Below are 24,840 nucleotides of genomic sequence, written 5' to 3' on the forward strand. Positions count from 1 at the left end.
ATGTACGATATTTTGTATCTTTTCAAGGGAATGTTGGTTGGTTTAATGGTGTCAATACCATTAGGTCCGATGGGTGTATTAATTATCCAGAAAACCTTGCATAAGGGTGCGCTATCAGGTTTTATTGCCGGAATGGGAGCTGCCTCTGCGGATTTTTTTTACGCTTCGGTGGCGGCATTCGGGTTGGGGTACGTGATAAATACCGTGCAGACTCATGAGCTATTATTACAAATTATCGGTGGGATTTTTCTTCTGTGTATAGGGTTAAAAATCTATTTTGATAACCCGATTCGCCAGATCCGTCAACGACGTCAAGGCCGGGTGAGTAAGACCGGGTTGTTGGGAGATTATCTTTCATTGTTTTTCTTGACAGTTTCCAATCCGATCACGGTGGTCGTTTTTATGGCTGTTTTTGCCGGAATGTCCGTTTTCGGGGAATCTTCTTCTATGCTGGGTGAGTTGTTGGTGGTGATCGGGGTGTTGTTAGGCGGTGGCGTGTGGTGGTACACGCTCTCGACTTTGGTAAATATCTTTCGTAAGAAGTTCCGGTTACGCGTGTTAATCACGATTAACCGGGTTTCCGGGTTAGTCATCACGATTTTGGGGGCGCTGGTTATTTTAGCCGCTTTCGCTCCTTTTAAAAATCTGGTGATTCATTGATTACCCGGTTCGGATTTTTGATTTTAATTTTCCGTTCTTGATTGGAAATGCCGGGAGTCCCCCCAGACCCCGTAGGCTACTTTACAGCCGCTTTTCAGGATACTTTCTTCCAGTTTGCGCATGGATTCTGCGGCACCCTCGTGGGTCCCCGGTTTATTCTCGTAAAGTTTATAAAGGGTGCGGTTCGTTGTGGGAGTGATGTTTGGCATCACCACGTTTGCCCCGATTTCCAGTGCTTTTTCTCTCCCGGCAGGTTCAATGGCCTGGAGGGCCGTGGTGGCAGCGATGTTAATGTCCGGCATGAGAATCCGGAGGGCGGCGACCATGTGAATGGACAGACGCAGTCTTTCTTGAAGGGAAAGGAGTAGGTGACGGTACTCGTACAAGGGGGTGGCATGGTGTTCTAGGTAAGGCCCCATACCTACCATGTCGATGTCCATGGATTGTAGGAACAGTAAGTCATTTGCTAGGTCGGTGATTGTTTGAAAGGGCAACCCGATCATCACGCCGGTTCCTGTCTGATACCCGCAGCGTTGCAGGCTTTCCAAGCACCTCAACCGGGTAGCGTGAGAATGGAGCGGGTTGTTCGGGTGAATCTTGGCGTATAATTCGGGATTGGATGTTTCGATGCGCAACAAATAACGATGTGCTCCGGCATCTTTCCAGCGCTTGTAAGAGTCTTCCGTTTGTTCTCCCAGCGAAAGGGTGACGCCTAGCTCGTTGTTACTGTTCTTTTTGATTTCTTGCAATAAACGGGTAATTCGATCTACAAATGCTTTATCGGAACGTTCGCCACCCTGTAATACGATGGAGCCGAAATGATGCGTGTAGGCGAAGTCGGCGGCATCAAGAATCTCCTTGTCCGAAAGTGCATATCGGGCTGTTTCCGTGTTGGATTTCCGGATGCCGCAATAAAAACAATCTTTGGTACAGATATTGGAGATTTCAATTAATCCCCGGAGGTAGACGTTGTTACCGATGGTTTCGTTCTTTATTCTTTTCGATTCCGAGTAAAGCCGGTTTTCTTCTTCTCCCTGACAAGTCAGCATGTTTTCCAATTCCGGCAGCGTATATATTTTTTTCATGCGATTTTCCTTTTTACAAAAGTAGGAAAAAGGCTCGATTTTACTAAATTTGTTCCAATGAAAAAAAGCTTATCAATTTTAGAATTGATGATTCTAGATTTTAGATTCCAGCCGCACGAGGCGAGCGTTTCTTTTAATCGAATGATCTCTAATCTTCAATCTAAAATTTAAAATCTAAAATTAGAACGTGGTGAAGAAAATTGCATTAATCGTTTTTGGAGTTGTCCTTCTCGGAGGAATAGGATTTGCGCTATGGTGGGTGAACGAGCGGGAACGGGAGGTTGATGTTCCGAAGGAATCGTTTATTCCCTATAATTCAGCTGTTGTGGTTAATGTGAATGCGAACGTAAATTTGTCATCGAAAATTGCTATTGCTTTTGACCGGGAGATCAAGACGTTCCGGGAAAGTATGTTGTGTCGGGTGGTGGATACGTTGAAACAGGCGTCTCAGGTAGATACTTCTTCCTACGTGATGGCGATTCGGGTGGAGGGAAAACAATCGATTCGGTTTTTGTACGTGTTAAACCGGAGTGGTTTGTTTTCCAGAGGGGATGTACATGCTTTTTTGCAGAAAATGTTTGCCGGGGTGCAGGTGAAAGAGCGAAAATATAATAACCAGAAGATATACTTGGCAAGTCGGGGAAAGGATGAGGTGTGTTACGCTGTTGTCGGTGGTATGGTGCTGGTTTCTAATTCCGAGCTATACGTGGAGGATGCCGTGAACCAGTTGAGTAATCCCGGTGAAGATGAGAAAGACGGGGCGCCCCGTTTTAAAAACGTGAATCGTTATTTCTCCGCGGGGGCCGGTCTAAACGTGTTCTTGAACACGACTTGTTTTTCCGATCTACTTCCTTTGTTATTGCAGAAGGATTTTATTGCTAAACAGACGAATATTGCCAAGTGGTTCAAGTGGGGAGCGTTAGATGGTGAAATAAAACCGAGTGGCATCAGTTTTAACGGTTTTGTGCATTATGACGGGTTGAAAGCCGCTTTCCCCGTTGCGTTTAAGGGACAATTTCCTCAGGATTCCAAACTGGATGCCGTTATGCCTGCCGACGTGAAAAGTGTTAGCATTCTGGCTTTGAATGACGTGAAGAATTATCTGGCATCTCTTGAGACTTATCGTTATGGGGCGGGACAGATCGAGAATGTTCGGAAAAGAAAACAGGAGTTTGCCCGTCTTTTCGGGGATAAATTGGATGAAGAGTGGCAGGCTTTGTTGAAAGGTGAATGGGGAAAAGGGACGCTTTCTTATGATGCGAGCCGGAAACAGGAGGAAGGGATCGTGGTGGTTCACGTGAAAGCCGGGAGTCTAGCTAGAGGATTACTGGAAAAGATGTTGAAAACGTATGCCTCGAAGTCCGGGACTTCTGAAATTTCGTTATATCGTTCATTTGCCTTGGATAAAGATAAAAAAGTGAGTTACTTCAAGATGCCTGTTCCCGATTTTGCCGGAGTGATGTGGGGATACGTATTGGGAGGAATAGCAACGAATTATGTGTTGGTGGAGGATAATTACGTGGTGTTTGCTTCTTCTGAAAAAGGTCTTCAAGCGTTTGCGAGTGATTACATGCGTCGTTTGAGCGTGAGAGATCAGGAATGGTACCAGAAGTTGAGAACGAAATTGTCCTCGAAGTTTAACTGGATGTATTTGTCCGAGATGGTTTCGATGTTACCTTATTACGAACAGGTGACTAAAGGGACTTTGCGTGAGTTGTTAGAGCGAAATAAAGAGGGAATGGAGGTATTTTCTTCTCTCGGGTTACAATGGGTGTGTGAGGGTGATATGCTGTATCACACGTTGTTTTTAAGTACAGAAGAGGTGGAGCAGAAACAGGCTCAGATCATGTGGCAGACACGATTGGATGCCAGAATGAGTATGAAACCGGCAATCGTGGTGAATCATAACACGGGAGAACGTGAACTTTTCGTGCAGGACGAGGGAAACACGATTTACTTGATTAATGACGTGGGACGTATCTTGTGGAAATTGCCGATCGAGGGGAGGATCAATAGTGAGGTTTATCAAGTAGATATGTTTAAAAACGGGAAGTTACAATATTTATTTTCTACACCAAGCCATCTTTATTTGATTGACCGGAATGGTAATTATTTACCTCGATTCCCACTGGCGTTCAAGTCTCCTTGCAAACAGGGTATCTCGGTGGCTGATTACGAGAATAACAAGAATTATCGGGTGTTTGCTCCCGGGGTGGATCATCACGTGTATTTGTACGAGTTGTCGGGTAATTTCGTGAAAGGTTGGGATGTGCCAAAGAGTGACAATGATATTGTATCTAAAATCTATCATTTCCGGGTGGATGGAAAGGATTATCTCGTGTATGCAGACCAGTATCGATTGTATATTTTGGATCGTAAGGGAAAAGAACGGGTGAAGGTGTCTACCCTGTTGAATTTATCCGGTAATACGCCTTTGTACCTGACGAGGCAGAACGGTCAGATGAAGATCGCTTTCTCGGATGTTAACGGGGAGATCGTATTGGTTGATTTCCGGGGCCGTGTCGAGCGAGTCAAGGGAGAGAAAATGGTCGGTGGTGGAATACTCAACGTGGAAGATATTAATGGTGACGGGCAGGATGAGTTTGTTTATTCCCGGAAAGATATGCTTTGCGTGTATGATGTTCAAGGTAAATTGCTGTTGGAGAAATGCTGGGAAAATGCCGAGCTGAGTTTCCCGTATGTTTATCGTTTCTCGGCTCGGGATTCGAGAATTGGAGTTATGGATGGTAAAGGGGAACGTCTTTTCTTGTTGGATATGAAAGATGTTTCCAAAGGTTTTCCTATACGTGGAAATTCCCCGTTTTCGATCACTTTCGGGGATAAGGGAAATGCAGGATTTTATTTGTTCGCCGGGAGTGACGGGACGCATTTGTTGAAATACCGGGTTTTGCGATAGTCGTGTTTGTTCTTAGCTAGCATAGTGTTACATGGATGTTGCTGTTTTTTGTTTTTTTTGAAATTAATGGTAAACTTGCAATAGAAAAAATGTATATAAGCGTTATTGTATGAAAATGATAAAATTCGGGTTGGCTTTATTTTTAGTGACATTAATTGCTGGTAGAGCCTTTGCTCAAAACGTGGGAAAGTTGAAAAACTATTTGGAAAAGAATAAGTTGGAAAGTGTGGCGGGACAGGGGTTTGTTGAGAAAAAATTGACTGCAACAGGGGCCCGTGATGCCGGGATTGTACTGGTTGAGGCATGGGAAAAAGAGATTAAAGAGAAATATCATCGTTCTTGGGGATTGAAAACTTTTAACCGGGAGGGGTTACAGATGAAGTTTGATTACCGGGTATTTGGTGAAAAACCGGCGGATGGGCGTAGCCTGTACATATCCATGCATGGAGGGGGTAATGCTCCGGAGGCATTAAACACCCAGCAATGGCAGAATCAGATTCGTTTGTACGAGCCGGCGGAAGGAGTTTATGTAGCCCCGAGGGCGCCTTGGGATGATTGGAACATGTGGTTTAAACCGGGATTGGACGAGTTCTTCGAGGCGTTGATTCAAACGGCTATCGTGGAGATGGGTGTGAATCCGGATAAGGTATATCTGTTGGGGTATTCTGCCGGTGGAGATGGTGTGTGGAGAATGGCCCCCCGTATGGCCGATCGCTGGGCGGCAGCCTCGATGATGGCCGGGCATCCGGGAGAAGCTTCGCAGGTGAATTTGCGTCACGTTCCTTTTATGATCTGGATGGGAGAAAATGACGGGGCATACGACCGGAATAAGTTGGCGGTAGCGAAAGGGAACGTGTTGGATTCTTTACAGCAAGTGGAGCCGGAAGGGTATATACACGAAACGCATATTGTGAAAGGCAAGGGTCATTGGATGGATCGGGCAGATACGGTAGCGATCGCGTGGATGGCTAAATATAAAAGAAATGCTTTGCCGAAAGAGATTGTCTGGCGTCAGGAAGAGGTGGTTCGTCCGTCCATGTACTGGTTGGGAGTAAATCCGGCAGATGCTCGTCCGGGAATGACCGTGGTGGCAGAACTTGCCGGGAATGAAGTGAAAATCGTGAAGAGTGATTATCCGAAATTAAGAGTTTATCTGAATGATAAGATGGTGGATATGGATAAGCCGGTAAAGGTTACTTATCAAGGAAGGACGTTGTTTGAGGGGAAGGTGGAGAGAACGATGGGATGCTTGGCAAAAACTTTGCAGGAAAGGGGAGACCGGGAATTGATGTTTAGCGGGTACGTGGATGTGAAAATATAACCTTGAAGATGAGGTGCGTGGAAGTTTCTCCAAAAGTTATAGGAATAGCTCGTCATCGCTTACAAACAGACGGGCAAGGGGTTTCTACGTTGGTGGCGTTTCATGGTTGTCCGTTGCATTGTAGGTATTGCTTGAATCCACAATCGTTGAACAATGGGAGGTACTGGAAACGATATGATTGCAGGACATTGTACGAGGAGGTTAAGGTGGACGAGCTTTATTTTTTGGCTACCGGAGGTGGGGTGACTTTCGGGGGAGGGGAACCGTGTTTGCAGAGTGAATTTATTGGGAAATTCCGGGAACTTTGTGGGAAAGAATGGTTGCTGACAGTGGAGACATCTTTGAACGTGGGGCAGGAGTATGTTGAGCGATTACTCCCGGTTGTCGATCGTTTTATTATTGATATCAAGGATATGAACCCGGATATTTATAAGCAATATACGGGTAGAGATAACGAGGCCGTTGTTTGCAATCTTCGTTTGTTGGTGGAACGAGGCCGAGGGGAGGATATGCTTGTGCGTGTACCTCTTATTCCCGGTTATAATACCGATAAAGACCGGGGGAAAAGTTGCAGGCAATTGGAGATGATGGGGATAAAGTATTTTGATCTTTTCACGTATAAGATGAATTAGTGTTATGATGCAAGGGAAACAAACTTGTAAAATACTGAAAGAGATTCGCAAGCAAGTTGCCCGGGCGAATGATATCGAGTATGTTGTTTCAGAGTGCCAGTATAAAGGCGATTGTTTGGGAACTTGTCCCAAGTGTGAGGCAGAAGTTCGTTATCTGACACAGGCTTTGGAACACAGGCGTTTGGCAGGAAAGGTTGTTTCGTTGATGGGAATATCGATAGGCTTGATGGGAGTTCCTACTGCGGCATATACTATGGGGGAGGAAGTGGCTGTTGAACAGGATACGGTCTGTTTAGGTGTGGGAGAGATTCTTGTACGAGGAAGAGTGGTGGATAGTGTGGGAAATCCATTGGCGAATGCACATATCGTGGAAAAGGGAATGACAATGGGAACGTGTAGTAATCAAGACGGGTATTTCTCTTTGGGAGTATCTGGTGTGTTACCGTTACGGGTCTCGTTTATCGGGTATGAAAGCAAAGAAGTCTGGGTTCCAAGGGGGGGAGCGTCCAACCTAATGGTTGTGTTGAGTCAGGGGATTTTTGCACTGGATGAGGTGGGGGTAAATGGTTATTTTAATAGTACGAAACATTCATTCATAGCAGGAATGATGACAACTTTCGCTAAAGGGGATAATATTTTGGTACCCCAAGGTTGGTTTCGAGTTGAAGGTTGTGTCGAGGATGAGAATGGAGAACCTTTATCGGGAGTTGTGATTTATCGTAAACGAAAAGGGAAAAATTTTCCAGAGTGTACTACAATAGATGGAGGAACATTCGAGTTCTGTTTGAAGAGACGTCGGTGGCTTTGGTTCTTCAAGGAGGGGTATCAAGTACAGAAGATGAGAATTAAAAAAAAGAATGCTTTAGGTCTTCGGGTTGTACTGAAACAAGAAGAGTGTGATACAGGGAATGGTGAAGCATTTCTTTAATAACCAGCCCCGAAAGTTCAAAATGTGATTTTCGGGGCTGATAGGTATGTTTTTTATGAGTTTCTTAGTAAATACTAAAGAGCGTTTGCATCAACAACTACGTCTTTGTTGTATTCTCCGTTAGCTAACTTTTGGGCAACATTCTTGAATGCTTTTACCGTGTATTCCACGTCTTCCAAGGTGTGCATAGCCGTCGGGATCAAGCGGAGTAATAATTGGCCTTTCGGGATAACCGGATAAACCACGATAGAACAGAACAAGTTATAGTTCTCTCTTAAATCCATGGCAACCTGTGTTCCTTCAGCCACACTACCGGACAAATAGACAGGAGTAACCGGAGAATTGGTTCTTCCAATATTCAATCCGTCAGCTTTCAATCCGGCTTGGAGAGCTCTTACGATCGTCCATAATTTCTCACGCAATTCCGGTTTGGTTCTCAATAGCTCCAAGCGTTTGATCGCACCTTCAACCATAGGCATCGGGAGTGATTTTGCGAAGGTCTGAGAACGCATGTTATATCTCAAATACATACAAATATCTTCATCACAAGCGATGAATGCACCGATACCTGCCATTGCTTTAGCAAAAGTTGCAAAGTAAAGGTCGATACCGTCCATTACACCGAAATGATCTCCTGTTCCGGCTCCGTGGGGTCCCATGGTTCCGAATCCGTGAGCGTCATCCACGAGTAAACGGAAATTGAAGTCTTTCTTTAAAGCTACAATCTCGTCCAATTTACCAAGGTCACCTGCCATACCGAATAAACCTTCCGTAATCACCAAAATACCACCACCGGTGTTTTCCACCCATTTGGTTGCTCTTTCCAGTTGTTTACGCAAGCTTTCCATGTCATTATGCTGGTACACATATCTTTTTGCCGGAGACAAACGAAGACCGTCCATGATACAAGCATGGTCTTCAGCATCGTACACGATACAATCGTGACGGCTGGTCATGGCATCAATGATAGAAACCATTCCCTGGTAACCGAAGTTTAATAAGAAAGCGTCCGGTTTTCCCACAAATTCTGCCAATTGAGATTCCAAGTACTCGTGACGAGAAGTTTGCCCACTCATCATACGCGCCCCCATCGGGTAAGCCATACCGTATTTTGCAGCAGCCTCGGCGTCAGCTTTACGTACTTCCGGGTCGTTTGCAAGACCGATATAATTATTTAAACTCCAGTTTAAAACTTCCTTACCGCGGAATTTCATGCGGGGACCAATTTCGCCCTCTAATTTCGGGAAAGAGAAATAGCCATGAGCTTGTTTGGCATATTGACCAATGTTTCCCTTCTGTTGTCTTACTCTTTCAAAAATGTCCACTTCGATAAATATTTTGAAATTCTTAATCTTATTATTTACAATGTGGAAACAAAGGTAACTAAAAAAATGTATTCCAAATAAGTTCTTTTGAAAAGTTGCGGTTTCGGGAGTGGAAATACGTTTAAATACTTAGTCCGTTTTTATGTGGTTGTAGAAAAACAGACTGTAGTACAAGTTACAAGTGGCAGGTTATAGATACTTGCCTCTTTTTGTTTTTAGTTTTTATCTTGCTTTGATCATAAATAGTCAATCATAAGTTGTAAATTATTTTGTGGATTGATATTTATAATTTATCTTTGCGTGATGCAAAAAAGGCACTTTATGATGAAGAATTTTATAGGATTTCTGCTTGTGATAATTTTGATGAGTTCATGTAGTGAGTATCAGAAACTCTTGAAAAGTGGTGATTCTCAGGCCATGTATAAGAAAGCGGTGGAGTATTATAATAATGGAGATTACACGAAAGCTTCCAATTTGTTTGATGGGATTCGGATGGTTTTCCAGGGAACATCCAAGGCTCAGAGTGTGGCTTATTACCGGGCTTTCTGTAGTTATAACCAAAAAGATTACGAAGTTGCGGCAGAATTGTTCAAGCAGTTTGTTTCAATATATCCAGAAAGTTCCTACGTGGAAGAATGTTTATACATGATCGGGTATTGTAATTTCTTGGCTTCTCCGAAAGCGAGATTGGATCAGACCGTGACAGAGAAAGCAATGGAAAGTTTTCAACTTTATTTGAGCCGTTACCCGAACAGTTCTCGTAAAGAACAAATTCATGAATACATGGATGAGATGAGGGACAAGTTGTCTTACAAGGATTACTTGAGCGCAAGAAATTACTATTTGAGAGAAAAATATAAATCAGCCGTGGTGAGTCTTGAGAATTGTTTAAAGGATTACCCGGGATCTAAATATCGGGAAGAAATCATGTATATGTTGTTCAATTCCAAGTACGAGATGGCTGTAAATAGTGTTGAAGATAAACAATACGAACGTTATAATGCGGCTAAAGAGGAGTATTATTATTTCCTTGATGAATACCCGGAAAGTCGTTATGCCAAGGAAATGGCTCGAAAATATGAAATCATCAACGAGTTCTTGAAACCGTATGATGTTGATGAAGAAGAATAACCAGATAAAACAATAATATTCAAATTAACCATGGTAGATTTTAAGAAAGTTAAAGCGCCGAATAATACTATTACCCGGAATCCGGCATCATTGGCCAGTAAAGCGGATAACATCTACGAGGCAGTAGCCGTGATCGGTAAAAGGGCTAATCAGATTTCGGTTGAAATGAAAGAGGAGTTAAGTAGGAAACTTCAAGAGTTTGCCTCTTATGCGGATAATTTGGAAGAGATATTTGAAAATCGGGAACAGATCGAGATTTCCAAGTATTACGAGCGTTTGCCGAAACCCGTGTTGATTGCTACCCAGGAATTTGAGGACGGGGATATTTATTTCCGTGTTTCCTCGAAAGAGAAAGGTGATGCAAATAATGCAGACGAGGAATAGTCCCTGTCTTTAAGGAAAAGAATATACCTGAGAGTGCTATACTTTCAGGTTTTTTGTTTTAAATTTGCCAAGCAAGTTCTCTTTCCTTGATATTTGAGTTCGAGGAGCGTGAATTTATAACGTTATAAATAAGTGATGTTAAAAGGAAAACATATTATATTGGGAGTGACAGGCAGTATTGCCGCATACAAGGCCGCAACATTAACTCGTCTGCTTGTGAAAGAAGGGGCGAGCGTGAAAGTGGTTATGACCCCTTTGGCAAAGGAATTTATTACCCCCTTGACGATGGCAACTCTTTCCAAGAGTCCGATTATGGTTGATTTTTATAATCCGGAAAATGGAGATTGGAACTCACATGTCGATCTGGGATTGTGGGCTGATTTGTATTTGATTGCTCCGGCCTCAGCGAACACGATCGGAAAGATGGCGGGAGGTATTGCAGATAATCTATTGTTGACAACTTATTTGTCTGCCAAGTGTCCGGTGATGGTGGCTCCGGCAATGGATTTGGATATGTATAAACATCCGGCAACGCAACGAAATTTGAAGGTGTTGCAATCTTTTGGTAATATTATTATCGAACCGGAAAGTGGGGAGCTGGCTAGTGGCTTGATTGGGAAAGGACGGATGGAAGAACCGGAAAAGATTGTTTCCTTTATCACGGATTATTTTGCCCGACAAGCAGATTTTAAAGGTAAGAAGGTGGTAGTAACAGCGGGACCTACTTATGAAAAAATAGATCCCGTACGTTTCATCGGGAATTATTCATCCGGGAAAATGGGCTTGGCTATTGCGGAGGAACTTGCTGGACGGGGAGCAGAAGTAGTGCTTGTGTGTGGTCCTGTAAACTTGAAAACGTGTCATCCGGCGATTCGTCGGGTAGATGTGGAGTCTGCAGCTCAGATGTACGAAGTAACGTCAAAAGAGTTTGTCAACAGTGATGTTGCGGTTTTGAGTGCTGCTGTGGCTGATTTTACCCCGAAGGAAAAAGCCGATCACAAAATTAAACGGGGTAAGGATGATCTGTTGCTGGAATTACTGCCGACAAAAGATATTGCTGCTGAATTAGGAAGAATAAAAACTGCGTCGCAATTATTAATCGGGTTTGCCTTGGAAACGAATGATGAAGAGATAAATGCTCTTTCTAAGATGCAGCGAAAGAATTTGGATATGATCGTCTTGAATAGTTTGAATGATAAGGGAGCGGGCTTTAGCGTAGATACGAATAAGGTGACAATTCTGGATAAAGCGGGAGATAAGACTGTCTATGAGTTGAAAACAAAGGTGGAGGTTGCTAAAGATATAGTCGACCAGATCGCTTCCCGGTTGTAGTTTATATATGGAATTTTTGGGGTGAATTTTTTTTCTTGTAACTGGTTCGTTTGCAGGAATTCTTGTTTTCGTGCGAACTATTTTGGAAAATAAATTGGAAAATCGTTTTGTTCGGATGGAAATTATGCATAATTTTGTATTCCGATATGAAGATAGAACATCAAAATATTCGGCGAAGATTGTTTTTATGCCTGCAGTTTAGGCAGAGACATAATCGTTGTTTTAACAAGATACAGAAAACCAACATTGTCGTTAGTTGACATTGTTGGTTTTTTTTTATATGGGAGAGTATGAACGAACATAAACATTTTTAATATATAGAATTATGAATAAACGTAGCTTAGTATCCATTACCGACTACTCGAAAGAGGACATTTTGGAAGTATTGAAAATAGCTTCTGAATTTGAGAAAAACCCAAATCGTAATTTATTAGAGGGTAAGGTGGTTGCTTCCCTGTTTTTCGAGCCATCTACTCGTACGCGATTGAGTTTCGAAACAGCTATTAGTAGAATGGGAGGTCGTATTGTCGGATTTTCCGATGCTTCATCCTCTAGTACGACAAAAGGGGAATCATTGAAAGATACGACCAAGATGGTGGATAACTACTGCGACTTGATTGTGATGCGTCATCCTTTGGAGGGGGCAGCCCGTTTTGCCAGTGAGGTTGCTGATGTGCCGGTAATTAATGCGGGAGATGGTGCCAATCAACACCCGACTCAAACCATGTTGGATTTGTATTCTATCTATAAAACGCAGGGGACCCTTGAAAATCTGAATATTTTCATGGTCGGGGACTTGAAATACGGAAGAACAGTCCATTCTTTATTACAGGCGATGAGCCATTTTAACCCGACGTTCCACTTTATTTCCCCGAAAGAATTGGAGATGCCGAAAGCTTACAAGTTGTTCTTGGACGAATTGCATATTCCTTATTACGAGCATACCGAGTTGGATGATGTGATCAATGATGCGGACATCCTTTATATGACACGCGTACAACGGGAGCGTTTTGCAGATCCGTTGGAGTACGAGAAAGTGAAGAATGTATATATCTTGAAAAACTCCATGCTGGCAGGGACAAAGGATAACATGAAGATTCTTCACCCACTACCTCGCGTGAATGAGATCAGTGAAGATGTGGACGATAACAAGAAAGCATATTACTTCCAGCAGGCTTTGAACGGGGTATACACTCGTCAGGCAATTATTTTCAAAGCATTAGATTTAAAATGGTAATTAAAGAATAAAGAGATATGGCAGCAAAGAAAGAATTACAGGTTAGTGCCGTGGAGAACGGAACGGTAATAGATCATATTCCTGCAGAGAAATTATTTGACGTGATTAACGTGTTGGGAATCCAGAATTTGGAGAATACGGTAACTTTTGGTTACAATTTAATTAGTAGCAAGCTGGGTAAAAAAGGGATTATCAAGATTTGGGATAAATTCTTGAAAGATGATGAGATAAACAAGTTGGCTTTGGTTGCTCCGACGGCAAAAATCAATATTATAAAAGATTTCGAAGTTGCGGAGAAAAAAGCGGTTATGGTGCCAGAGCACGTGGAGGGAATTGCTAAATGCGTGAACCCGAAATGTATTACCAACAACCAGAATGTTCGTACAAAATTTGATGTTGTCGGGAGTTCTCCTATCGTGTTGAAGTGTCACTATTGTGAGAAATTAACTGATCAAGAACACATCGTAATCATTTAATGATACAAAGCTAATTATAAAAAGAATAGAGATACTTATGTATCTCTATTCTTTTGTTGCTAAACTTCTTGCTTTTTGTTTGTTCTTTAACGATTTACTGGTTATAAACTTGATGTAATCGTAAGAGGAATATTTTTCCACTTTTTTGGTGATCAAATTGAATCTTTCTCTTGTTTTTTGTTGCTTTACAGCTAAAGTTCCGAAGTCTTGAATCGTAACTTTTTCACCTGCTTCAAGAGATTCCAGTATACAACTGATAAATGTGTTAATGATTAATGCAGAAGTTGCTTGGGTGTGTCCACTTCTTTCTGCTACTTTTTTAGTGAGTTCTCTTTTGTTCATAATCAATTTGTTATATAATCCTACATCCTGAATGTGAATTCGATTTTCATATGATTTAACGCCTTGTTTAAAACTATTTGTCAGACTAAACGTTCATTTTACTAGACAAATATACCAAATTTTAGGAGAAACATGATGAATTCTTGCAAAAATATTACTAACAAGACCCTTACACGAAAGAAAAGGTATATAAAAAAATCTAATCTTTCATGTAAAAAGCAGTGTCAACTTTAATGAACGTTTTACTTGACACCTGTGTGATTTGTTTGTTTATATTTGTAGGTCTAGTATTTTTTATAAAATGACTATTAATGTCTTTGTTTTAATTTATTTTGTAAAACGGAAGGGTTATGACAATAGCATATTTAAGGGTAAGCACAGGGAAACAACATCTTGAGAATCAAAAAGAAGAAATTGAAAAATTTGCTGCACGGAAAAACTTGACCGTAAATCGTTGGGTGACGGAAGTGGTAAGTGGCAAAAAGAAGGAGCATGACCGGAAATTAGGGCGATTGTTGAAAAGTTTGAAAAGGGGAGATGTATTAATCGTTACGGAATTATCCCGATTAAGTCGAACATTGCTAGACATAATGTCAATTCTTCATCGTTGTCTTGAAATGAATATAACGGTATATAGCACGAAAGATGGTTATGCTTTTGACAATAGCATTAATAGTAAAGTTTTAGCTTTTGCTTTTGCCTTGGTGGCAGAAATTGAGCATAATCTCATTTCGATGAGGACTAAAGAGGCTTTGGCTCACCGGAAGTCGGAAGGAGTACGTTTGGGACGTCCGCCGGGAAAAGGAAAGCAAAACGTGTTGCTGGATAACCGGGAAGAGATTAGCCATTTGCTTGAAGAGGGGATGTCCGTGTCGGCAGTTTGCCGAATTTATCATGTTTCTCGAGAAACTTTTTATGCCGTAAACCGGAAGTATCAGCTTTTCTAAAAAGAAAAAGCTGAACGTACATGACGTTCAGCTTGTATGGAGAATTAAAAGTTCTATTCTTCCAAGAAATTAGGATACATATAGTTCGTTGCCGGAACAAACGTTTCTTTAATGGCTTGTGGAGAAACCCAGCGTAGTAGATTAAAGATCGTTCCTGCTTTATCATTAGTACCGGATGCACGACCACCACCGAAAGGTTGTTGATCAACAACAGCTCCTGTTGGTTTATCGTTGATGTAGAAATTACCGGCCGTGTGAGTTAAACGCTCTGTCATTTCCTCGATGTTGGCACGATTTTTAGAGAAAATAGCTCCGGTAAGAGCGTATGCCGATGATTTGTCCAGAATATCTAATGTTTCATCTACTTTTTCCGGATCATAAACGTAAACGGTTAAGATCGGACCGAATAATTCTTCCCGCATGGTAATGTAATCCGGTTTGAAAGCTTGGATAATGGTCGGTTGGATAAAATATCCAGCACTCATATCGTAATGCCCGCCGATAATCACTTCTGCATCTTCCGATTTGTTTGCAGCATCAATTGCGTTAGACAATTTAACGAAAGATGCCTCGTCAATAACGGCGTTTACAAAGTTCGTGAAATCTTCAACTCCACCAACTTTTATGCTAGCCATGTCCTTTTGCACGTAGTTTTCTACTTCGGGCCAGATATTGGCAGGAATGTAAGCGCGTGAGGCGGCAGAACATTTTTGTCCTTGATACTCGAACGCCCCGCGTACGATAGCTGTTGCCACTTCTTTAGGACATGCTGTCGGGTCGGCGAAAATATAGTCCTTGCCTCCGGTTTCCCCAACAATTCTCGGATAACTTCTGTATTTATCAATATTTTTCACGATAGTAGCCCAAATATCATTGAATACTTGAGTTGATCCCGTGAAATGTATACCTGCAAAATCTTTATGAGAGAAAATAACATCGGCAGCCGTCGGGCCTGAACAGTAAACCAAGTTGATAACACCGTCAGGTAATCCGGCTTCTTTTAGAATTTCCATAATCAGATGTGCCGAGTAAACGGCAGTCTTGGATGGTTTCCAAACGCAAACATTACCCATTAATGCCGGGGCTCCCGGTAAGTTACCCGCGATAGAGGTAAAGTTGAATGGAGTAAGGGCGAAAACAAATCCTTCCAAAGGACGCCATACAGTACGATTCCAGATCCCCGGAGCGGAATTCGGTTGCATATGGTATATTTCGTACATATTTTTTACGTTGAAACGGAAGAAGTCAGCTAATTCTGCCACACAATCGATTTCTGCCTGGAAAGCATTTTTGGATTGTCCTAACATGGTCACGGCATTCATCCGTTGACGATAAGGTCCGGCTAAAAGATCAGCCGCTTTTAAGAAAATGGCAGCCCGACTTTCCCAGCTCATTTTTTCCCAAGCCGGTTTAGCTTTTAATGCAGCATCAATTGCCATTTGCACGTGGCTGGCATCCCCTTGGTGATAATGTCCGAGCAGATGATGATGATCATGTGGTGGACGAATATCTACCAGTTTCCCCGTGCGAACTTCTTTCCCGTCAATGATCATTGGAACATCGGCAACGATAGAACGCAATTGATTGATTTGTGACTTCAATTCTTTTCTTTCCGGAGAACCCGGTGCATAACTTTTGATGGGTTCATTGGTAATGTTTGGTAGTTTAAATACTCCTTTGGGCATATTTTATTCTTTTATGTAGTTAGTATTCTTTCTAAATTTCCCAAATATAAAAAATATTTGATGGATAAAACAAGATATTTGTCATTTTTTATATGATTTCATCGGGTTGCAGGTTATTTTTATGTGCAAATTTTGAATTTACAACCTGTAATTGGTGAACTTGTAACTTGTAACACACGGGTAAACTCGTTTGCCCGTGTCTATAAGTTTCGTATATTTGCACTCGTTAAAATATAGAAGGTTTTATTTTGCATGATGATATATGATTTCAATTAATAATGTAAGTGTTTTATTTGGAGATTACGCGTTGCTTGACTCTATCTCTTTTCTGGTGAACAAAAGAGATCGGATTGGTCTGACTGGGCGTAACGGGGCCGGAAAGTCTACATTATTGAAGATATTGGCCGGGGTACAAGAGCCTTCCGAGGGAAGTGTATCTGTTCCTTCCGGATTGAAAATCGGGTATTTGCCACAGACGAAAGTGTATGCAGAAGGTAAGACCGTACGGAAAGAGGCGGAAACAGCGTTTAATGATGTGCTGGATTTACAGGCAGAATTGGAGCGTTTGCATCGGGAATTGGGCGAGCGTACAGACTACGAGTCGGATAGTTACATGGCGCTGATTGATAAATTGAACGTGAAGACCGAGATGTTGCATATGCGAGGGGCGGATAATATGGATGGTGAAGTTGAGGTCGTGTTAAAAGGATTGGGATTTCGGCAAGAAGATTTGGAACGGCGGTGCGAGGAATTTAGTGGGGGATGGCGTATGCGGATCGAGTTGGCTAAAATATTATTGGCACGTCCCGATGTTTTTTTATTGGACGAGCCGACAAATCATTTGGATATAGAGTCTATATCTTGGTTGGAGTCATTCTTGCAAGGTTATCCCGGGGCTGTGGTTCTTGTTTCACATGACCGTGCATTTTTGGATAATATTACGACCCGGACGGTAGAGATCTCACTGGGAAAGATATATGATTATAAGGTATCGTATACACGTTTTACTGAATTACGTAAGGAACGTATCGAACAACAGCAACGTGCTTACGAGAACCAGCAAAAGCAGATTAAGGATACGGAGGATTTTATCGAGCGTTTCCGTTATAAGGCGACGAAAGCGGTACAGGTACAATCCCGGATCAAACAACTGGAAAAAATAGAACGAATCGAGATTGAACAGGAAGATTCTGCACGAATCAATGTGCGATTTCAACCGGCAGTACGTTCGGGGGATATTGTCGTGAGTGGGCGGGATTTGAGTAAAGCGTATGGTGATCATGTGGTACTGCATGAAGTGAATCTTGATGTGCTGAGAGGAGAGAAAGTTGCTTTTGTCGGAAGGAATGGAGAAGGTAAAACAACTTTGGTGAAGATGATTATGGATCAGATTCCCTATGAGGGAAACCTGAAGATCGGGCATAACGTGAATATCGGGTATTTTGCGCAGAATCAAGCTGATTTGCTTGACCCTTCGTTGAGTGTTCTGGATACGGTAGATCAAGTGGCAGTAGGTGAAATCCGGAAGAAAATCCGGGATATATTAGGGGCTTTTCTGTTTTCCGGTGAGGATGTCGACAAGAAGGTGAAGGTACTTTCCGGGGGAGAGCGTACCCGCTTGGCAATGGTACGTTTGTTATTAGAACCTTATAACGTGTTAATCTTGGATGAGCCGACGAATCATCTGGATATGCGTACGAAAGATATATTGAAAGATGCGTTGAAGAAGTTCGAAGGTACCGTGATTGTCGTTTCCCATGACAGGGATTTTTTGCTTGGGTTGGCAGATAAGGTGTATGAATTCGCCAACAAGGGGATAAAGGAATACCTAGGGGGTGTTGCGCATTTCCTAGAGGCTAAGAAACTGGAATGTTTCCGGGAATATGAACAGATGCACCCTCGAAAATTGCAACAGGAAGATGTCGCGGAAGAGGAGATTGTTTCTGAAAATAAAATTGCTTTTGAGGAACGGAAACAATGGAATAAAGAGATCAAAAAGTCAGAAGTGAAGATCGAGAAGTTAGAAGTGGAAATTGCTGATTTGGAACAAAAGATAGGGGAGGCAGAGGGAAAAATGGCAGAAGGCGTGATTAATGATGAGTTATTAAAAACTTATGACGAGATGAAAAAACGCTTGGAAGTCTGTATGGAAGAATGGGAAGAGGAGAACGGGCATTTGGAAGAATTGAAAGCTAGAAATTAATAATAACGAATAAGATGGCAAAGTTTAAGCAAGAGTGTATTTTCGGAATTCGGGCCGTGATGGAGGCTATACAGGATGAGAAGGAAATTGACAAGGTGATGTTCCGTCAGGGAATAAAGGGGGAGTTGTTCCAACAATTATTTTCGCTGGTGCGTGAACGTCAGATTCAGTTCCAGTACGTACCCGAAGAGGTGTTTAAACCGTTTGCCGGGAAAAATCATCAAGGAGTTTTGGCAGAGGTTTCTCCAATTCCTTACCAAGATATAAACACGGTCGTGGATGCTGTGGTGGCGGAAGGGGAAATGCCATTAATACTTATCTTGGATCGGATTACTGATGTCCGAAATCTGGGTGGAATTGCCCGTACGGCAGAGTGTGCCGGGGTGAGTGCCATTTTAATTCCGAATAAGAATTCTGCAAAAATATCTTCTGATGCGATTAAAACATCTGCCGGGGCTTTATACCATTTGCCTGTTTGTCGGGAGAAGAATCTCAAAAAGACGATAAAAGAATTGAAACGAAGAGGGTTAACTTTATTTGCAGCCACGGAGAAAGCGGATAAATTTTATACCGAAGTGGATATGAAAGAGGGATGTATGATTATTATGGGAGCGGAGGATACTGGTATTGATGAAGAGTTGTTAGTATTGGCTGATCAACAAATTAAAATTCCCCAGTATGGGAAAATAGAATCTCTGAATGTTTCTGCTGCTGCCGCAATCCTTGTGTATGAGGCGGTGAGACAACGAAAATAGAAATCTTACTTGGTATAAACGAAATAAAGCAGACAAGTGTCTGCTTTATTTCGTTTATTTATTTGATTAAAGTCTTCGATCATACCAAGAATCTCGTTTGGTCAACTTCAAATCCCTCAATAAAGAGGATCGGACGTGAATTTCAAAGTTGTAAGACTGGTGCTGTCCAAACGGCATACAGTTGAATGTCATTTCCCAACAATGCAAGTCTCTCGTGACACTAAAGCTGGTTGAAGTTACTTCTTTGTTTTTAATGTCATATCCCGATTGGAACGTGAGTTTCCATTTAGGGGTTAACGAGAGGTCACCCGAAAAGTTGATGATCTGAGAGATTGTCGGACTTTTGTAAGGGCTAGGTTTGGAATAAGTAAGGTTGTAACTAATGCTGATATTCCAAGGTACGTCAAAGTCGACGTAGTCATCATAGAATCCGCCTACTAGGTCATTCTTTTTTTCTTTATTTTGTCCGTTATCTGCGGAAAAACTAAAATTGGTAGAGATCGTTGCATTGGTTAAACGCCCTAGTTTTCCGTGATATTTATTATATCTTACATTATTTGTATCTATCGCGTAAGGGTCAATAGTACCACTGAAATTCAAATCTACTTTGTTATTCAATATTTTGGTACGTGCGCTTATGGAGATATTTGAAAAGTTCATACTGTCGGCGAAAGGATTATAAGATGTTGAAAGTCTGAAACTCTCCAAAAGCTTTACTTTTTTGAACTCTTCGTCTCCGGTTGTATCTTTGTCATTTCGGACTTTCATTTCGACATTGTTATCCAAACTGAAACTAATACTCCCGGATTGTTTGCCGCCTGTAGTGTTCGGACGATAGGTTAAACCTTCGTGAATGTCATATTCTACCTCTTTCTCTCCATCGAAGTAGCTCTTTTTGTAGTTACCCAAGGGTTTGATGGCGGGGGTATAGGATGCCGATATGGAGGGACGTATCATGTGTCGGATGGCGACGACTTTACATCCCGGTTTGAACATGAACATACCATATATGGTTGGGGTATACCCGATTGATCCGCTGGCTGAATAATCGTGAGAGTAGTTCAATCCGGGGACATCCCGTGTGATAAATTGCCCACCGTTAGCACTCGTGTCCGGAATCCATATTTTTTCAATGGTTTTGAGGTTCAAGTACCCGTTGTAATTTAAAGAGGGAGTGAAGGTCACGTCCTTGGCAATCTTAAATTGTAAACTGATCGGGATATTGTGTTTAAATCCATTACTCCAGTCTCTTTCAAAAGAAGATTTGAACAACTTGTCTTCTTTGGTTTGGATACTATTTCTTAATTCGGCAGAATAAGATACACCAATATTATCATACCATTTCATTTCACCGCTTTTCCCTTTTTTACGGAAAGGATAGATTTGTGTCATTCGGAGACTCAAATTCGGTAATGTTATAGCAATAGAGGTGTCCCGGCTATTCTGGCTATGATTGAACGAACCACTCAAACTGAACGGGCTTTCCGGCCATTTTTTACTCCACGAAATACTGGATTGCTTTCTTTGGTTGGCAATCCCGTCCACCGTGTTGGCATTATAGTAGTTGTTATTGGCGGATGACATATCCACGGAAGCAGAGAATGAACTGTACGGGTTTGCTTTTCCATCTTGCGTGTGGGTCCAGCGTACAGACCAGTCTGATGATTCCTGATAATCAGGTAACCCCTTTTCACTGACATAGTTTTTACTGATCGTGAAGTTCAGATTACCGTTAAATTTGTATCTTTTACGGTATTGGGTTGCGTATTGTAACCCCCAAGAACCGTTGGTGTAAATATCCCCGGTGATATTCATATCAATATAGTCATTGATATAAATATAGTACCCACCACCCCTCAAGTTAAATCCTCTCATTCGTTCCTCTCCGTAAGTGGGCATGATAATTCCCGACGTGGCTTTTTTTGTGATCGGGAAAAAGCCGAAAGGAATAAAGATCGGTAAAGGAATTCCTTCCAGTTCCAAATTGGTGAAACCGACGAATATCTTTTTGTCTTTGATCATCTTCGCCTTGCTCATGTTTAGCCCAAAGTGAGGATGGTCGTGTTCGTCGCAGGTTGTGTACATACCGTGTTTCACGCAATAGACGGAGTCACTCATCTTTTTGGTTGTTTTTCCTTGAATATAACCTTCTCCTTCCTGGGTGATAATCTCGGTTACGTAACCCTTTTTCGTGTCAAAATTATAATGTAATTCAGTACTTTCAAATTCCTGACCACCGTCTTTAAATTTAGGTGTCCCTTTTAATTTCCCGACAGAATCGGGTACTCCGGTTGCCATGGCAAGTTTTTTATCCATGTCGAGTTCGATGTAATCGGCTCTTAACTCTGTCGTAAGGTATTTCACGAAACCATTTCCGTATAGATATACTTTTTTCTCTTGTATTGAAAATCTGACCGAATCGTCCGCGTCGTATTTAACAAGGTCATCAAATAGAGGTTTGGATTGAGCGGAGTCATTGCGAATAGTATCAATCGGGATTCCTGCAGAATCATAAACGATACGAATGCTATCACCGGGTTGTCCCGTTGTGTCAATGGCTGTGATAAAGAGATTTTGTCCGAAAATAATCTCGGACGCCAAGCCATTCGATGAGAGTATTATGGGCAGGGCGATCATTGTTAAAATGATACATTTCTTAATAAAAAGCCCTGTATATAATCTAACTTGCAATTTTATAATTATTTTTGTGACTAATTATTGCATCACGCATATTGCATTTTTGCTTTGCAAATGTAAGAAATAATGGTTGTTAATGCTCATGATTCTTTTTAAAAAGTTTTAAATACATGATAAATCAGTGTAGGTTCATATGTTTCTTGTTGGTAATCTTTTTATTAGAAGGTTCAAATTCTTTGATGGCACAAGAGGCTTTGGGTAAAATTAATTGTATTTGTATTGATGCCGGACATGGAGGAAAAGATCCGGGAGCTATCAGTGGAAAGCTGAGAGAAAAAGATATAACGTTGGCCATCGCTCTGAAATTGGGGAAAATGGTGAAGAGTGCCTATCCTGATTTGAAAGTCGTGTACACGAGAACAAAAGATGTTGCCGTGGATTTGAGAGAACGGGGACGGATTGCGAATAAGGCCAAAGCGCAATTGTTTATATCCATTCATGTGAATAAGTTTTCTAAATCAAGCGTGAGAGGCGTGGAAACATACGTGCTGGGGTTGCATAAGTCGGAGGCCAGTTTTCAGGTTGCCATGAAAGAGAACGAGGCTATTCATTACGAAGAGGATTATTCTGTGAAATATGATGGTTTTGATCCGAAAAAGGCAGAGTCATATATCATGTTTAATTTTTTGAAAAATAGTCATTTGAAGAATAGTATGGAATTTGCCGCACCTATACAAAAGGAGTTAATCGCGAGAACTCGTATGCCGGATCGGGAAGTAAGGCAAGCGGGATTTATCGTGTTGATGGACGTGGGGATGCCGGCTGTTCTGATTGAGACCGGTTTTATTTCGAATCCGAGTGATCAAAAGATTTTAACGTCTGAATCGGGACAAACGAATATTGCCCGGGCTATATTTACGGCTTTTCAGGCCTATAAGAATAACGTGGAACGTAACAGTGTCGTGTTGACCGGTGGACAGGATGAACAAAAAGTGATATCAAAACAGACTCCGCAGGTGCAAAAGCAAAACCAGAAAACTTCCACGGTAGAAAAGAAAGACGTAGAGAAGAATATTACGACTTCTGGTAAGAATGATTTGTTTTATGCTATACAAGTTGCCTCTTCCAAGACACAAATAAAAGATCTTCGGTATCTGAAACTGAAAGATAAGGTGGAGGTGCTGAAGGGAACAGACCGTTACCGGTATTACGTGAAGAAAACTTCGAGTTACGAGAAAGCGTTAGAGTTTCAACAAGAAGTTCGGAAAACTGTAAAGGATTGCTTTGTTATTGCTGTCTATAAGGGAAAACAAATTACCGTGGCAGAGGCAAGAAAGTTAGAACGGAAAAAATAAATGAAGAAATAAAATAATACTCATGAAAATGAAAATAAGAAGAGAAGCGAAATTAGCCCTGACTGCGTTGGCTGCGGTTTTTATCTTGATTTGGGGAATAAATTTCTTGAAAGGTTCGTCCTTGTTTGAATCCAAAAGTACATTTTACGGCGTGTATGATAGTGTAGAAGGGTTGAAAGTGTCTAGTGGCGTTATTTACCGAGGATATCAGGTAGGACAAGTAATTTCGATTCAATTTACGGGAGAACGGTTCGATCGGGTACTCGTGAAGTTCTCGGTGGATAAAGGGTTGGAGCTGCCATCAAACACGTTGGCCATGATTCAGAGTGCTGATTTAATGGGTTCAAAAGTTGTTGCTCTAGTGCCGGGAGATTCTCACGTGACTGCGGTAAGTGGAGACACCCTGCGGTCCCAAGTGGAGCGTGGACTTATGGAACAGGTGAGCCAGCAAATGTTGCCATTGAAACAGAAGGCCGAGCGTTTGCTGGGATCGTTGGATTCCGTGATGTTAATTGTTCAAGGGTTGTTTAATGAGGAAACAAAAAAGAATCTAAGTAATAGTTTCGGAAGTATTGATCGAACATTACGTAATTTGGAGGGAGCCTCGGGAAATTTGGATACCTTAATACAAGGGGAGTCTGCGAGAATCAGTTCTATCTTGCAGGATGTAAATAGCATCACGGGTAATTTGAGAAATAATAACGAAGAGATTTCTACTATTTTGGGTAATGTATCCGCGATAAGCGATTCTTTACGGCAGGCAAGTTTACACCAGACATTAATGAGCTTGGATTATATTTTGGCTACAACCGATTCGATAATGAATAAAATAAATAGAGGAGAGGGAACGATAGGGGCTCTTTTAAATGATAATGATCTCTATTATAATTTGAATCAAGTGAGTGAAAATTTGAATCGTTTATTAGTTGAGTTCAGGTATAATCCGAAACGCTTTATAAATCTTTCTCTGATTGATTTTTCTTCAGGAAAAAATGCTCTTGAAGAATATGGCGTGGTGATTTTCGAGTCTTCAGAACGATTGGATGTTAATTCTGAATTGTATGTGCAAAATCATGGATTGAAGGAGATTAAGTATAAGGATAAATATCTTTACATCATTGATAGCTACAAGAAATTGAAACCTGCCCAGAAGAAATTAGATGATGTTATAAAGCGTTATAATGATGCTTATATTGTTAAAATTGACTTTATTTGAAAATTAGAATTATTCTAAATAATGACTTTTGAAGTCTGAATTTTGTTAACATAAAAGACAAGGCTTAAGAATCAAAAAAATATAGCGTAGTTCATTTTTTCCCCTTAGGTGCTAAAGCTTTATCCCTAGGGTAGGTTAATTAGAAAGTTACGTTTATGTTAAGAATTTGTTGCAAAAAAGGAACGCTTGGAAATAGATTGATTTGGGATTAAGGTGTTGATTTTCATGATTGTATGTCTAAAGAATTGATATCTAAAACGTAAGCAAGAATC

General features: G+C 41.4%; 20 protein-coding genes. 15 read left to right on the forward strand and 5 right to left on the reverse strand.

The features are described 5' to 3' along the window. Positions 1–660, forward strand: a complete 660-nt coding sequence (locus tag R8806_RS19960; protein WP_087421729.1) for a LysE family translocator — start codon at positions 1–3, stop codon at positions 658–660. Positions 661–683: 23 nt separating this feature from the next. Here the strand turns inward: R8806_RS19960 and hydE are convergent, their stop codons facing one another. Further along, positions 684–1,745 (reverse strand): [FeFe] hydrogenase H-cluster radical SAM maturase HydE, encoded by a 1,062-nt coding sequence (gene hydE, locus R8806_RS19965; protein WP_124316814.1) that lies wholly within the window; start codon positions 1,743–1,745, stop codon positions 684–686. Positions 1,746–1,935: 190 nt separating this feature from the next. Here hydE and R8806_RS19970 point away from each other — a divergent pair, with 190 nt between their 5' ends. The 4 genes from R8806_RS19970 to R8806_RS19985 all read left to right on the forward strand — a co-directional run bounded on the left by R8806_RS19970 (position 1,936) and on the right by R8806_RS19985 (position 7,543). Further along, the gene (locus R8806_RS19970; RefSeq protein WP_124316815.1) at positions 1,936–4,662 is read left to right on the forward strand and encodes a WD40 repeat domain-containing protein; all 2,727 of its coding nucleotides are present in this window, start codon (positions 1,936–1,938) and stop codon (positions 4,660–4,662) included. 109 nt (positions 4,663–4,771) lie between these two features. Next, a complete protein-coding gene (locus R8806_RS19975) occupies positions 4,772–5,983 on the forward strand; it encodes an alpha/beta hydrolase family protein (protein ID WP_183312883.1) in 1,212 nt (403 codons plus the stop codon). 8 nt (positions 5,984–5,991) lie between these two features. Further along, a complete protein-coding gene (locus R8806_RS19980; RefSeq protein ID WP_124316816.1) occupies positions 5,992–6,615 on the forward strand; it encodes a radical SAM protein in 624 nt (207 codons plus the stop codon). 4 nt (positions 6,616–6,619) lie between these two features. Then, positions 6,620–7,543, forward strand: coding sequence for a carboxypeptidase-like regulatory domain-containing protein (locus R8806_RS19985; RefSeq protein WP_124316817.1), 924 nt, complete (start codon positions 6,620–6,622; stop codon positions 7,541–7,543). 74 nt (positions 7,544–7,617) lie between these two features. On the opposite strand, the gene R8806_RS19990 is transcribed toward R8806_RS19985, so the two are convergent. Further along, positions 7,618–8,868, reverse strand: a complete 1,251-nt coding sequence (locus R8806_RS19990; protein ID WP_118304889.1) for an aminotransferase class I/II-fold pyridoxal phosphate-dependent enzyme — start codon at positions 8,866–8,868, stop codon at positions 7,618–7,620. Positions 8,869–9,189: 321 nt separating this feature from the next. Here R8806_RS19990 and R8806_RS19995 point away from each other — a divergent pair, with 321 nt between their 5' ends. The 5 genes from R8806_RS19995 to pyrI all read left to right on the forward strand — a co-directional run bounded on the left by R8806_RS19995 (position 9,190) and on the right by pyrI (position 13,428). Continuing rightward, positions 9,190–9,999, forward strand: a complete 810-nt coding sequence (locus tag R8806_RS19995) for an outer membrane protein assembly factor BamD (RefSeq protein ID WP_087421734.1) — start codon at positions 9,190–9,192, stop codon at positions 9,997–9,999. Between the two features lie 30 nt (positions 10,000–10,029). After that, the gene (locus R8806_RS20000; RefSeq protein WP_027203087.1) at positions 10,030–10,383 is read left to right on the forward strand and encodes a DNA-directed RNA polymerase subunit omega; all 354 of its coding nucleotides are present in this window, start codon (positions 10,030–10,032) and stop codon (positions 10,381–10,383) included. 132 nt (positions 10,384–10,515) lie between these two features. After that, positions 10,516–11,715 (forward strand): bifunctional phosphopantothenoylcysteine decarboxylase/phosphopantothenate--cysteine ligase CoaBC, encoded by a 1,200-nt coding sequence (coaBC, locus tag R8806_RS20005; protein WP_124318253.1) that lies wholly within the window; start codon positions 10,516–10,518, stop codon positions 11,713–11,715. A gap of 325 nt (positions 11,716–12,040) precedes the next feature. Then, a complete protein-coding gene (gene pyrB / locus R8806_RS20010) occupies positions 12,041–12,952 on the forward strand; it encodes an aspartate carbamoyltransferase (protein ID WP_124317226.1) in 912 nt (303 codons plus the stop codon). A gap of 17 nt (positions 12,953–12,969) precedes the next feature. Further along, positions 12,970–13,428 (forward strand): aspartate carbamoyltransferase regulatory subunit, encoded by a 459-nt coding sequence (pyrI, locus tag R8806_RS20015; RefSeq protein ID WP_124317225.1) that lies wholly within the window; start codon positions 12,970–12,972, stop codon positions 13,426–13,428. 45 nt (positions 13,429–13,473) lie between these two features. Here pyrI and R8806_RS20020 read toward each other — a convergent pair whose 3' ends face one another. Further along, a complete protein-coding gene (locus tag R8806_RS20020) occupies positions 13,474–13,770 on the reverse strand; it encodes an HU family DNA-binding protein (protein WP_124317224.1) in 297 nt (98 codons plus the stop codon). 350 nt (positions 13,771–14,120) lie between these two features. Between R8806_RS20020 and R8806_RS20025 the strand changes: the two genes are divergently transcribed. Beyond that, entirely contained in the window at positions 14,121–14,717 is a 597-nt protein-coding gene (locus R8806_RS20025) for a recombinase family protein (protein WP_124317223.1), read from the forward strand. 53 nt (positions 14,718–14,770) lie between these two features. Here the strand turns inward: R8806_RS20025 and pruA are convergent, their stop codons facing one another. After that, the gene (pruA, locus tag R8806_RS20030) at positions 14,771–16,402 is read right to left on the reverse strand and encodes an L-glutamate gamma-semialdehyde dehydrogenase (RefSeq protein ID WP_124317222.1); all 1,632 of its coding nucleotides are present in this window, start codon (positions 16,400–16,402) and stop codon (positions 14,771–14,773) included. A 262-nt stretch (positions 16,403–16,664) separates the two neighbouring features. Between pruA and R8806_RS20035 the strand changes: the two genes are divergently transcribed. Together R8806_RS20035 and rlmB are read left to right on the forward strand one after the other, a co-directional pair. After that, complete coding sequence (locus tag R8806_RS20035) at positions 16,665–18,605, forward strand: ABC-F family ATP-binding cassette domain-containing protein (RefSeq protein ID WP_124317221.1); 1,941 nt, start codon at positions 16,665–16,667, stop codon at positions 18,603–18,605. Positions 18,606–18,619: 14 nt separating this feature from the next. Then, positions 18,620–19,360 carry a 23S rRNA (guanosine(2251)-2'-O)-methyltransferase RlmB gene (rlmB, locus tag R8806_RS20040; protein WP_124317220.1) on the forward strand — a complete coding sequence of 247 codons (741 nt, stop codon included), beginning with the start codon at positions 18,620–18,622 and terminating at the stop codon, positions 19,358–19,360. 66 nt (positions 19,361–19,426) lie between these two features. Here the strand turns inward: rlmB and R8806_RS20045 are convergent, their stop codons facing one another. After that, positions 19,427–21,997: a putative LPS assembly protein LptD gene (locus R8806_RS20045; RefSeq protein ID WP_124317219.1), complete on the reverse strand. Its 2,571-nt coding sequence runs from the start codon at positions 21,995–21,997 to the stop codon at positions 19,427–19,429. A gap of 239 nt (positions 21,998–22,236) precedes the next feature. On the opposite strand from R8806_RS20045, the gene R8806_RS20050 reads away from it, so the two are divergent. Next, entirely contained in the window at positions 22,237–23,352 is a 1,116-nt protein-coding gene (locus R8806_RS20050) for an N-acetylmuramoyl-L-alanine amidase family protein (RefSeq protein WP_229783025.1), read from the forward strand. Positions 23,353–23,380: 28 nt separating this feature from the next. Then, entirely contained in the window at positions 23,381–24,568 is a 1,188-nt protein-coding gene (locus R8806_RS20055) for an MlaD family protein (protein WP_124317950.1), read from the forward strand. Positions 24,569–24,840 lie beyond the last annotated feature (272 nt).

The sequence above is a fragment of the Butyricimonas faecihominis genome (assembly GCF_033096445.1).
GTDB lineage: Bacteria > Bacteroidota > Bacteroidia > Bacteroidales > Marinifilaceae > Butyricimonas > Butyricimonas faecihominis.